Here is an 11,035-nt window from a genome sequence, read left to right as displayed (position 1 = left end):
TCGGCGAGCAGCTCCGCGGTCGCCGCGGCGATCGCGTCCACCGCGTGCTCGAACACCTCGCGGTTGTGGGCGGCCGGGGCACGGAACCCGGAGACCTTGCGCACGAACTGGAGCGCGGCGGCGCGGATCTCCTCCTCCGTGGCCTGATCGGGCAGGGCGGGCGGGCGGAGCGTCTTGATGCTGCGGCACATGACTCCAGTGTGGCCTCATACCCCGGGAGGCGAGGAGGGTTTCCGCTTCCGCCGGCGCCGGGGAGGCGTCGGCCACGCCCGCGCCGTGATCCACGAGACGGACGTCCGTTCGAGTGAACGCAGGGAAGAGGGTCGCACCCGAAAATCGAACAGGCGTAGCATTGGCCTGTGGCTGCGAGCTATGAGTTTCCGAGTGACCTCCTGGCCGGCCAGGAGGAGTTGCATCAGGTCCGGGCAGAGCTCCTGGCCCTGCTGAAGCGGCTGCCGTGGTCGGTGGAACCGCTGGACGGATTCAGCGACGACACCGGCTGGCGCAAGGTGGAGCGCCCCGCCTCTCCGGGTTGGACCGAGGACGAACAGGCGGAGGTGGAGAAGCTCCGCCGGCGCGAGCGGGAACTCGCGGTGTTCGTCTCCTGCCACCGCTTCTGGGACGAGGTGGCGGCCGAGGACAGGATGGACGCGCGGACGCGCCTGAAGCACGTGCACGAGGACGAGGGGAACGACGAGCACAAACAGAACTGAACGCGAAGACCCCGGCCGGGAGCAGCCGGGGTCTTCGGGTCTTCGCGGAACGGGGAGCCGCAGGTGGCGCCGTTGCCTGCGGCGACCAGGGCGCGGGAAGGCTCCCGGTGTTCAACTGCCCGGAACGCCGACCAGATCTGACGTCACGGCACCTGCGCCCGATCTCAGGGTCACCGATAGTCCTCCGGGTGACCCTGCATCCAGGCATTGATCCTGTCGCGCGTACCGGTCAGAAGGTCCTGGTGCTTCTTGAGGTTCTCGAAGGACCTGTCGTCGCCGAGTTCGGCCCGCAGTTTCGCGATCCGTGCGAGGGGTTCCTTGAAGTGGCCAGGGCCCTGGAGGTCGGCTTTCATCGCCTTGTCGAGGCTGCTGAGCTCATCGAGCACCCGCCCCAGGAAGTACTCGCAGTTCCCCGGCGTCGTGCACCCGTCGTTGTAGGTGGCCTGAAGCCGGGCGAACACATCGCGAACCTTCTCCGTACCCGGTGCCGGCTCTGCCGCGCTCGGGGCGGACGGCTCCTGGGTCGCGGATGCCGATGCCGTCTGGCGGACATCACGGGCGGGCGACTCCCCATCCGTGGACGTCGCACCTGGACCGCTGGAGCAGGAGAGCAACAATGACGCCAGGACCACGACGAGCGTGGAGCCGCCGAAAGCCTGCCGTGCGCGCGTGCTGATCATGCCGCGTACGACTCCTCGGCGGGCCCCGTGGTTGTGCTGCGCGCCAGAACTGCGCTGCGATTGCCGGTTCGCACCGGGTTGGGAATACCCCCGGGGGGTATTCCGTTCGGTGGAGCAAAGACCTGAGCGTGCGAGGGGAATCGGCGATGGACCACAGCGCACATGAGCACGTGCACGAGCACCACGATCACCATGCACCCGGCACCTCCTGGCGCACGGCCGCACAAGCCACACTGCACTGCCTGACCGGCTGCGCCATCGGCGAAGTCCTCGGCATGGTCATCGGCACCGCCGCCGGCCTGCACAACGCGGCCACCGTGGTCGTCTCGATAGCGCTGGCCTTCGTCTTCGGCTACGCGCTCACCATGCGCGGCGTGCTCCGCGCCGGGCTGCCGGTCCGGCAGGCGCTCAAGGTCGCGCTGGCCGCGGACACCGTGTCCATCGCCGTGATGGAACTGATCGACAACACCGTCATGGTGGGCGTGCCCGGGGCCATGGACGCCGGTCTCGGCCAGATCCTCTTCTGGGCGTCGCTCGGCCTTTCCCTGGCCCTGGCCTTCGTACTGACCACCCCGGTCAACCGGTGGATGATCGGCCGCGGCAAGGGCCATGCCGTCGTCCACGCCTACCACTGACCCCGCGCCCGACACGGGAGAGCCCCGGAAGGGCCCGTGTAGGCCACTTCCGGGGCTCTGCCGCGATCATCCGGTGGGCGCGGACGGTTTCGAACCGCCGACATCCTGCTTGTAAGGCAGGCGCTCTACCCCTGAGCTACGCACCCGAGACGAGTCGACAGCCTACATTGCCTGAGGGGATGCCTCGCAAACCCGTAACCGGGGGATATCCCCACCCCGAACCCGGGAGCACGCCGGATCCTCCCGAGAGCCGCGGCTCCGTACCGTCGAAGCACTTCGGCGTTGGGGGCATCCGGCCCTCCGGCTCTCAGGGGGAGACATCATGGCTCGTACGACGGTGCTCGCGCAGCGCACCCGGGTGGTTGCCGTAGCGGGGATCGCCGCCGTGCTCATCGGCACCGTCGCCGCCTGTGGGAACGACGCCCGCGACGACCCGCACCCGGACCACGCGGCCTTCGCGCTGCACGGCCGTACGCTCACCGTCGACTCCGACGACTCGGCGTTGGAGATCGTCCCGGCCGATGTGGACAAGGTGCAGGTCACCCGTTGGTTCCGCGGGACGGTCGTGGTGGGTGGGGATCCGCGTGTGACCTGGGCCATGAAGGGCGACCGGCTCGTGCTGCGGATGAAGTGCTCGGGGATCGTCGCGGACTGTTCCGCGCGGCATCGGATCGAGGTGCCGCGCGGGGTCGCCGTCACGGTGGACGACGGCGACGGGAGCGTGCGGGCCGAGGGCTTCGCCACGGCTCTGGACATCCGGACGCGGGACGGATCGGTGCGGGTGAGCGATTCCACGGGGCCGCTGGTGCTCGCCAGCGACGACGGGTCGGTGCGCGCGTCGGGCGTACGGTCGCGGCGGGTGCGGGCGACCACGAACGACGGGTCGGTGAGCCTGGAGTTCCGTGACGTGCCCGACCGGGTGGAGTCGAGCAGCCACGACGGGTCGGTCGCCATCGCGCTGCCGCACGGCACGTACCGCGTGACGACGCACTCCGCCGACGGCTCCGTCCATGTGTCCGTGCCGAAAGAGGCGGCAAGCTCCCACCTGATCGACGCCCGGACCCGTGACGGGTCGATCAGCGTAGGCTGAGCCGGCCGTCATCGGCACGGCGCATCGCCGACCGGCCGTCACGGGTGCCGCGTACCGCGAACCGGTCGCCCTGAGTCCGGCGCACCGCGAACCGACCGGCCCGTGTGTTCGTCCTCTACCGGTGGGAGAATGACACCGGGCAGGGCGGATCACGGTACGGGAGAGGGATGTGACGGCGACACCACGGCAGGAGTCCGACCGCGTCGCTGGGCCCTTCTCCGGAGCCCTCCTCCTTCCTCTCCTGGTCGTCCTCGTCCTCCCCGCCGCCTTCGCCTCGGGCGGTACGCGGCGGTGGTTCGGGGGGCGGGGCGAGGCTCAGCGGGCCGAGGCTCAGGGAGCCAAGGACGCAGCCGCAGAGGCGTTCTACGAGCTGGACACCGCGCAGCGGGATGTGCGGATCTCCGTCGAGACCATCACCGCTGTCGACGACTCCCCGGCCGCCCGCCGTGCCCTCGCCGACTTCGAGGCGCTGGGGCGGCGGATCGACGAGGTCAGCCACCAGTACATCCAGGCCGTGGACGCACATGATCTGGACCGGGTGGATCTGGAGGCCTCCGCCGCCTCGCGGGCCCGGGCGGATCTCACCGCCGCCAAGGACGAGCTGGTCCGGGTCAAGCAGGAGCTGGATCGATTCGCCCAGAGTCTGGGGCCGCTGCTCGGCAAGGCCGAGACCCAACTGGCCCGTCTCGCCCCGGCTGTGGAGCGCGCCCGTCAGGCGCTGCTCGCCGCCAGCGACGCCCTGGACGGGGTGCGGGGTTCCGGGTTGAAGGCCGACGACCTGGCCGCCCGGCTGGCCGCCCTCGGCCCGGAGCTGACCAAGCTGAACCAGGGCGCGGGGCAGCACGGGGTGCAGCAGACGCTGGAGCGTGCCGAGCGGGTCACGCGGGAGGCGGCGGCTGTCCGGGCCGAGGCCGAGCGGCTGCCGGAGAAGGCGGCCGAGATCGACCGCCGGCTGGTGTCGCTGCGCACCCGGGCCGAGGCTCTGACCACACGGGCCGGGCAGGTCGAGCCCGTGCTGAGCGAGCTGCGGCGCAGGTTCGCGGCGGCCTGCTGGCAGGATCTCCAGCAGGTGCCGGAGCTGGCCGTCGACAACGTGCGGCAGGCCGAGCTGAAACTGCGGCAGGCGCAGGGCGCGCGTGACGCACAGCGCTGGGCGGACGCGACCTCGCTGCTGTCGACCGTACGGGCGCTGCTGAACACCACCGACGAGGCCGTGTCGGCCGCCGGGGAGCGCCTGCGGCGGCTCAACGCCGTGCAGAAGGACCCGGAACAGGAGATCGAGCGCACCCGGTTCGCGATCCGGGACGCGCAGCGGCTGGCGATGGCGGGCCGTACGACGCCCGATCCGCGGCATGCCCGCCCGCTCGACGACTCCGTGGCGCGGCTGGAGCGTGCGATCGCCGCGCTGGAGGGCCGTCACCCGGACTACTGGCACTTCCTGACGGAGACCGAGGCGGTGCGGCAGGCGGTCGCCCAGGTCGTGGCGCGGATCCGGGAGGAGCGGGGAGCCGGCCACTGACCCGGCCCCCGCCCCGGAGGACCACCGGTCAGGTGCGGTAGGCGTAGTAGTACGCGTTCGGGTAGGAGGCGATGAGGCTCGCCACCGACCTGCGGAGGGTGTTGTTGGAGTGGTACGTCACGTACGGGACGCCGCCGCTCTTGTAGGTGACGATCATCGTGTGGTCCTTGGACCCGTCCCGGTCGAAGTCCATCTGGAGCACGTCGCCGACTTCGAGCTGGTAGACGTTGGCGAGCGGCTTGGTCCGCTTGGAGTTCTGGGCGAACCAGGACCACTCGTTGACGCCGACGAACGAGTCCGACTGGATGTCGGCGTTGCCGAACCATTTCGTGTAGTCGTACACGTAGCCGGGAACGTGCTTCCAGCCGCCCGCCTTCAGGGACTGGCTGACGAAGTTGGTGCAGTCGCCGCCCGCGCCGTGCCCGTTGTAGTCCGGGTAGTCCTTGTTGTAGACCTTCCAGTACTTCTCGGCGTAGGCCGCCATGGCCTTGTAGTTGTAGGCGGTGCCGGTCTTCGGAACGGCGACCGGGTTGCGGGTCGTGGCCGCGCGCGGGGCGTTCGGCATGCCGCCGTCGTCCGCGGTGGCGGGCGCCTTGACGGAGGGCTTGGACAGCGTGTTCACGGCCATGCCCGCGTCGGTGTCGCGGATGCCGGTCAGCTGCCAGGTGCCCTGCCGGTCGGCCCGGAAGGTCAGCTGGTGGTGGGCCTGGAAGCCGGTGGTCCGCGGCCCGTTGCCCGTGGCCTTCTCGTACGTCAGGGTGGTGGTCTCGGTGACGTCGACGGTGGCGTGCCGGCCCTTCACCCGCGTCCGGTCCAGCGAGACCGTGGTGTCGGCCTTGCTGTACTTCTCACCCAGCGCCGCGAGGCGGGACTTGCGGCCGCGCAGCGTGGACAGGGCGGAGTCCTCCTGCTGCGACAGCGTGGACGACAGGCGTACGTCGCCGGAGAAGCGGGACGCCAGCGGCTTGCCCCGTCCGCTGTCGCCCTTGTCGACCAGGGCGTCCGTACGGTCGGTGAAGACCGCGTCCGCCAGCCGCTGGAAGGTGGCCCTGGTCCCCGGGTCCACCGTGGGTTCCGCGACGCTCGCCGCGTTCGCGCCCCAGTTGGGCAGCAGTGCGGCGCCGGCGACGACCGAGGCGGCGGCCGCGGTGACTATGGTCGCGCGGCGCCGCTTACGGCTCAATCTTCTTGATTTCAATGATGTTCCCCTCTACCTCCGGTACTCCGATACCGGGGGCCGCATCTTCGCACGCCGTGTGTGGCTTCTGTGAAGAGGGTGGCCCAAGAGGCTTGCGGGAACGGCCGGTTGTCACTGCACGACGGTCGCCCAGTCCGGCGACTGCCCCGGGTCGAGGGTGCGGAGCCGTTCGAGGGTGGCGGGCTTCTGCACGTCCAGCCAGTCGGTCAGCTCCTTGAAGGACACGCACTTGACGCCCTTCTTGCTGCAGACCTTCTTGATGACCTGGTCGATGGCCTTCATGTAGATGCCGCCGTTCCAGTTCTCGAAGTGGTTTCCTATGAACAGGGGCGCCCGGCTGCCGTAGTAGACGCGGTTGAAGCCGGCCATGTAGGAGTCGACGGTCTGCTGCTCCCACTGGTTGTACTTCGCGGGGTCGCCGTCGGTCTCGCCCTTGGACTGGTTGTAGAGGAAGTTGAAGTCCATCGACAGGCCCTGGTACTTGCCGCCCTCGTAGGGGAGCATCTGCAGCGGGAAGTCCCAGACGCCGTTCTTCTTCGCCGGCCATATCTGGAAGTTGCCCGGGGAGCTCGCGTCGTAGCGCCAGCCGTAGCTCTTGATGGCCTTCAGCAGGTTCGGCTGGCCCTCCAGGCAGGGTGCGCGGCCGCCGGTGACCTCCCTCTGGAAGTCGAAGGGCAGCGGAGCGACGCCCTTGTTGCCGGTGTTGGTCTTCCAGTTCTGCACGAAGGAGTAGAACTGGTCGATCTCGCTCTTCCACTCCTCCACGCTCCAGTCGCCGCCGCCCTTGGCGCCGCAGAAGTGGCCGTTGAAGTGGGTGCCTATCTCGTTGCCCTGGTCGTACGCCAGGCGCAGTTGCTGCACGGTGTCGCGGATGTGCTCGTCGGTGGCGTAGTCGATCGCCGCGGAGCCCACCGGGTGCTGCGGCGGGTGGTAGAGGTTCTTCTTGCTCTTGGGCAGCAGGTAGATGCCCGTGAGGAAGAAGGTCATGTGGGCGTTGTACTGCTCGGCCATCTCACGGTAGTGGGAGAAGAGGTGGTCGTCGCCCTCGAGTGCGCCGTCCCAGGAGAAGACGACGAACTGGGGCGGTTTCTCACCCGGCTTGAGCGGCTTCGCCTTCAACTGCCCCTTCTGCGGGCCGGTGTACGAGGTGGAGCCGTCACCGATGATCTTCGTCTTGCCGTCCCACTTGGGTTCCGTGGTGGGCCGGGGAGTGAATCCTTTGCCGATGCTCTTGCCGGCGTCCGCCGTGGCGGTCGCCGCGGTGCTGTCCGGCCGGGACACCGCCAGGAAGGTCACCGTCACCGACGCGACGGCGAGGAGGGCCGCCAGCGTCATGAAGCTCGGGCGGCTCTTCCACTGCTCGATGCGGGACGGGCGAGGGCGGCGGCGACGGCCGTTTCTGGTGGTCATGGGCGGCTCGTTCTCCGAGGAGGAAGGTGGGGGGTTGCATGCTCGGCCGGTGGCGTCAGCCGAGCGGACTCATGGCCGCGGACCAGATGCCGTAGGGGGCGCCGTCGTTCGGCGTGCCGGCGACTCCCTTCAGCGGCAGCGGTTCGAGGCTCCTGGACAGGTCCATGCGGTAGGCGACCACCGCGGTGGACACGGACCGGGCCGTGCCCACGTACCAAGAGGCCGTGTCGTCCTGGGTGGTTCCGGCCTTCCCGGCGACCTGCGCGGAGGCGGACGCCGCGCCCGGGTGGGCGGCGCGGAAGGAATCCCTGAGCGCCTCGGTGACCTCCCCGGCCACCTGGGCCCCCACCGCGCGGCGGGGCTTCGGCGCGTTCAGGGCCACCGTGGCGCCGTTGCGGGTGACGCGCCGCACCGAGTACGGCTCGGTGTGCGTGCCGCCCGCCGCGAACGTGGTGTATCCGCTCGCCATCCGGATCGCGCTCGGTGTGGAGTTCCCCAGGGACAGCGCGGGCACCTGTGGTCCCATGCTGTCGGGCAGCAGCCCGGCCGCCACGGCCGTCTCGCGCACCTTGTCGAGGCCGGCGTCCATGCCGAGTTGCATGAACGGCGTGTTCACCGACTGGACGAGGGCCTGGTGCAGGGTGATGTGCGCGTAGGACTTGTTTCCGTCGTTGTGGGCGGAGACCTTCTTGCCGCTGCGGTCCCAGTACGGCCCCTCGGGGGTGGTGACGGGGATGTTGTCACGGCCGTCGTAGACCGACTCCGGGGTGACCGGGGTCGCGGGCCCGCCGCGCGTCTTGTGGACGCCGTGTTCGAGGCCGGCGGCGTAGACGAACGGCAGGAAGGCCGAACCGGCCGGGACGGTGGCCGAGTTGGACTCGTTGTAGCCCTGGGTTCGGTGGTCGGGGCCGCCGTAGACGGCCAGGATCCGGCCGTCGGTGCTCACCGAGGCGGCGCCGAAGTGGGCGGTCGGCGCCGTGTCCGGGTGGTCCTTCCGCGCCTGTTCGCGGGCCTTGTTGACGGCGTCGGTGAGCGCGCTCTCCCGCTTGCGGTCGAAGGTGGTGTAGATCTGGTAGCCGCCCAGGTCGAACTGCTGGTCGGAGACGTGCGCCGCCTTCTTGACGTAACTCGACGCCAACTCGACCAGGTAGTCGCTCTGCTGACCGGTGTCGTAGAGCGGGTTCTGCTCGAGCGGCTCGGGGAAGGTCGTGTACGTGGCCCGCTCCGCCTTCGACAGCTTGCCGATCTTGACCATGCGGTCGAGGATCCACTTCCAGCGCTCGACGGCCCGGTGGTGGTTGGCCTTGCCGAGGGTGGGGTCGTAGAGGCCGGCGCCCTTGAGCAGGGAGGCGAGGAACGCGGCCTGGCTCGCGTCGAGCTGGCTCACGTCCTTGCCGTAATAGGCCTGGGAGGCGCGTTGGATGCCGTAGGTGCCGCGTCCGAACCAGCTGGTGTTGAGGTATCCCTCGAGAATTTTGTCCTTGCTCATCCTGTTGTCGAGTTTGAGGGCGATCATCGCCTCGGTGAATTTGCGGCTGATGGTCTGGTTCTGCGTCAGATAGACGTTCTTCACATACTGCTGGGTGATGGTGGAACCACCCTCGGTGTCACCCTCACCGACCGTCCTCCACAGGGCGCGGCTGATGCCTTTGACTGATATGCCGGGGTCGGAGTAGAAGCTCTCGTTCTCCGCCGCCAGCACCGCCCAGCGGACCTGCTCGGGTATGTCCTTCAGTGGCATGGCCTGGCGCTGCACCCAGCCGGTGCGGGCCATGGGTGTGCCGTCGGACCAGAAGTAGACGTTGTCCTGCTGGGTGGCGTACGAGTTGAGGTTGGCCGGTATGTCGGTGACGGCGTACGCGACGACCAGGAACACACCGCTCAGACCGAAGGAGGTGAGCACGGCGCCGAGCCACTGCCGCCATGAGGGCGTCCAGCGGCGCCAGCCGACGCGGCCCGGGCGCGGATAGACGGGCCTGAGCTTGCGGGCGTACGGGGCGAGCCGCCGGGCGTACGGGCTCAACCGCTGGGCGTACGGGGCCAGTTTGCGGGTGTACGGCGTCAGGGACGAGGTGACACGAGTGAGGATGGAGGGGCGTGCGGCTTTGCGTCGCACGCCCCGGGGCTTGGGGGCCTCCGGCGGTCGGGGCATCCGCAGTTGCACGGTCTCGTCCAGCGCCGGCGGCGTTACGGCCTTCAACTGCATCGTCTCGTCCGGCGCCGGGAGCCTGACGGCCTTCAACTGCATTGTCTCGTCCGGCGCCACGGGCCCGACGGTCTTCGACTGCGTGGGTTCGTCCGGCGCCACGGGTTCGGCGGCCCTCGACTGCGGGGCGCCGTCGGAATCGGAGGGCAAACCGGCCTTCAACTGCAGGGTGACGTCCGGATCGAAGGGCGTCCTTGACGGATCGTCGGCCTCGGCGCGGCGGTCCGCACGACGGTCCGGACGGCCGCCGTCGTGGCTAGCCACGGCACGCCCCGGTGCGCGGACGGCCCTGGGACGGCCTGTCACCTATTCGATGCCACGCCTCGGTCACGACTGCGTCTCCCTCCGCACTACGAATTGCACGCGCGGGTAGATGCAGCGGCCGGACATGCGGCAGCGAGCCCCCCTCCCCGACCTTGCGGCTCATCGCGGCTTCCTTAAATTAGCAGCGACCTTTGTGATGTCCTCGATCAGGTACCGGCGAGTAGGTGGTCGCGGAGAGAATATTAAGGAGATCTCGAGGAGATCGTGCGGCATTCACAAAGCGGTGCGGCCCCGGAAGTCCTGTGATCGCCGGTGAGCGCCCGTTAATCTGTGCACATGCCACGCTATGAGTACCGCTGCCGTACCTGCGGCGACACGTTCGAACTGAGCCGTCCGATGGCGGAGTCCTCCGCCCCCGCGAACTGCCCGCAGGGCCACGACGACACGGTGAAGCTGCTGTCCACCGTGGCGGTGGGCGGCACGGCCTCCGCCCCGGCGCCGGCACCGAGGGCGAGCGGGGGCTCAGGGGGCGGCTGTTGCGGCGGTGGTTGCTGCGGCTGAAGCGTCATGGGCGGCCGCCGCGTGCTGAGGATCCCGTCGGCGGCGGCTGCCGCGGGGTGCGACGCCGTCAGCGGCGGCGGGCCAGGGTCAAGCCGTCCGCGATCGGCAGCATCACGCTGTCCACCCGGTCGTCCGCCTTCACATGGGCGTTGAAGTCCCTGATCGCCGCAGCGAGCCCGGTGGCGTCCGGGTCCGTCACACCGCCGCGGTAGAAGACGTTGTCGACCACCAGCAGCCCGCCGGGGCGCATGCGCGGCACCAGTTCGTCCCAGTAGGCGACGTAGTTCTCCTTGTCCGCGTCGATGAACGCCATGTCGATGTGCGGCTCGGCCGGCAGCTCCCGCAGCGTCTGACGCGCGGGGGCGATGCGCAGCTCGATCCGGTCGGCCACGCCCGCCTTCTCCCACGCCTCCCGCGCGTGCCGCGTCCACTCCTCGGAGACGTCGCAGGTCAGCAGCGTCCCGTCGGGCGGCAGCGCCTGAGCCATGGACAACGCCGACAGACCGGTGAAGGTCCCGACCTCGACGATCCGCCGCGCCCCGGTCAGCCGCACCAGGAAGGCCAGAAGCGGCCCCTGCTCCTCGGCGACCTGCTTGCCGGCCACCAGCGGCAGCTGCGTGTGCGTGACCTCGACGAGCATCCGCTGCACGGGGTCCAGCGGCGGGTTGTGGCCGAGCATGTACGCGTACAGCTCGCTCGTCAGCGGCGTCCCGTTCCCCTTGGCCACCCCGCCCCTCCTCGTCTCGGCTCCTCCGCCTG

Annotated in this window: 11 protein-coding genes and 1 tRNA gene; 5 read left to right on the top strand and 7 right to left on the bottom strand. The window is 69.7% G+C overall.

The features are described from left to right. Nucleotides 1-191 (bottom strand): DUF2277 family protein (locus C3488_RS16475; RefSeq protein ID WP_103840181.1); only part of this gene is annotated, 191 nt, incomplete at its 3' end. A 168-nt stretch (nucleotides 192-359) separates the two neighbouring features. Between C3488_RS16475 and C3488_RS16470 the strand changes: the two genes are divergently transcribed. Then, complete coding sequence (locus C3488_RS16470; RefSeq protein WP_103840180.1) at nucleotides 360-713, top strand: hypothetical protein; 354 nt, start codon at nucleotides 360-362, stop codon at nucleotides 711-713. 170 nt (nucleotides 714-883) lie between these two features. On the opposite strand, the gene C3488_RS16465 is transcribed toward C3488_RS16470, so the two are convergent. Then, nucleotides 884-1,393 carry a hypothetical protein gene (locus C3488_RS16465; protein WP_103840179.1) on the bottom strand — a complete coding sequence of 170 codons (510 nt, stop codon included), beginning with the start codon at nucleotides 1,391-1,393 and terminating at the stop codon, nucleotides 884-886. A gap of 146 nt (nucleotides 1,394-1,539) precedes the next feature. On the opposite strand from C3488_RS16465, the gene C3488_RS16460 reads away from it, so the two are divergent. Continuing rightward, on the top strand, nucleotides 1,540-2,028 hold the full coding sequence (locus C3488_RS16460) for a DUF4396 domain-containing protein (RefSeq protein WP_103840178.1): 489 nt from the start codon (nucleotides 1,540-1,542) through the stop codon (nucleotides 2,026-2,028). A gap of 74 nt (nucleotides 2,029-2,102) precedes the next feature. On the opposite strand, the gene C3488_RS16455 is transcribed toward C3488_RS16460, so the two are convergent. Further along, nucleotides 2,103-2,174 (bottom strand) — tRNA-Val (locus C3488_RS16455). Nucleotides 2,175-2,350: 176 nt separating this feature from the next. On the opposite strand from C3488_RS16455, the gene C3488_RS16450 reads away from it, so the two are divergent. Further along, nucleotides 2,351-3,118, top strand: a complete 768-nt coding sequence (locus C3488_RS16450) for a DUF4097 family beta strand repeat-containing protein (RefSeq protein WP_103840177.1) — start codon at nucleotides 2,351-2,353, stop codon at nucleotides 3,116-3,118. Between the two features lie 169 nt (nucleotides 3,119-3,287). Next, nucleotides 3,288-4,637, top strand: coding sequence for a hypothetical protein (locus tag C3488_RS16445; protein WP_103840176.1), 1,350 nt, complete (start codon nucleotides 3,288-3,290; stop codon nucleotides 4,635-4,637). Between the two features lie 28 nt (nucleotides 4,638-4,665). On the opposite strand, the gene C3488_RS16440 is transcribed toward C3488_RS16445, so the two are convergent. From C3488_RS16440 to C3488_RS16430, 3 genes are all read right to left on the bottom strand, one after another. Next, nucleotides 4,666-5,820: an amidase domain-containing protein gene (locus C3488_RS16440; RefSeq protein WP_258053451.1), complete on the bottom strand. Its 1,155-nt coding sequence runs from the start codon at nucleotides 5,818-5,820 to the stop codon at nucleotides 4,666-4,668. 126 nt (nucleotides 5,821-5,946) lie between these two features. After that, complete coding sequence (locus C3488_RS16435) at nucleotides 5,947-7,245, bottom strand: hypothetical protein (RefSeq protein WP_103840174.1); 1,299 nt, start codon at nucleotides 7,243-7,245, stop codon at nucleotides 5,947-5,949. A gap of 55 nt (nucleotides 7,246-7,300) precedes the next feature. Next, entirely contained in the window at nucleotides 7,301-9,493 is a 2,193-nt protein-coding gene (locus C3488_RS16430) for a transglycosylase domain-containing protein (RefSeq protein WP_181139048.1), read from the bottom strand. A gap of 558 nt (nucleotides 9,494-10,051) precedes the next feature. Here C3488_RS16430 and C3488_RS16425 point away from each other — a divergent pair. Beyond that, the gene (locus C3488_RS16425; protein ID WP_103840188.1) at nucleotides 10,052-10,276 is read left to right on the top strand and encodes a zinc ribbon domain-containing protein; all 225 of its coding nucleotides are present in this window, start codon (nucleotides 10,052-10,054) and stop codon (nucleotides 10,274-10,276) included. Between the two features lie 67 nt (nucleotides 10,277-10,343). Here C3488_RS16425 and C3488_RS16420 read toward each other — a convergent pair whose 3' ends face one another. Further along, the gene (locus C3488_RS16420; protein WP_103840173.1) at nucleotides 10,344-11,003 is read right to left on the bottom strand and encodes an O-methyltransferase; all 660 of its coding nucleotides are present in this window, start codon (nucleotides 11,001-11,003) and stop codon (nucleotides 10,344-10,346) included. Nucleotides 11,004-11,035 lie beyond the last annotated feature (32 nt).

Origin of the sequence: Streptomyces sp. Ru72 (assembly GCF_002920635.1) — a bacterium.
Taxonomy (GTDB): domain Bacteria; phylum Actinomycetota; class Actinomycetes; order Streptomycetales; family Streptomycetaceae; genus Streptomyces.
The sequence above is the reverse complement of the archived record's forward strand: the minus strand, read 5'-3'. Positions and strand labels throughout refer to the sequence as shown.